The sequence below is a fragment of the Kineococcus sp. AC630 genome, assembly GCF_979255925.1.
In genome coordinates, this window is the sequence record NZ_CEEDMJ010000075.1 from 1 (window position 1) to 278 (window position 278).

At 58.6% G+C, this 278-nt stretch carries 1 pseudogene; it reads left to right on the top strand.

The features are described from left to right. Positions 1-49: 49 nt before the first annotated feature. Positions 50-278: pseudogene (locus tag AC0I8G_RS25910) on the top strand (EamA family transporter); the annotation flags it as partial.

Genomic DNA, 278 nt, shown 5'->3' on the forward strand with positions numbered 1-278 from the left:
GTGTGTTCCTGGTCATTTGCGGCGCACTGCTGCTGTTGAAGGTGTAAACATGACTGAACACGCCAAAGAGCAGGGCTGGCACCACCTGTTTCCGCTGGTCACCGTGATGATCTGGAGCGGCAACACGTTGGTGACCAAGTTGTCGTCCGGCCTGATTGCACCCCCCTCGATCACGTTTTATCGCTGGGCATTGGCGTTCCTGTTGCTCTCGCTGTTTATGCTGCCGAGCGCCTGGCGTGCGCGCCGCCAATTGCTCGGCTTGTTGCCCAAACTGTGGG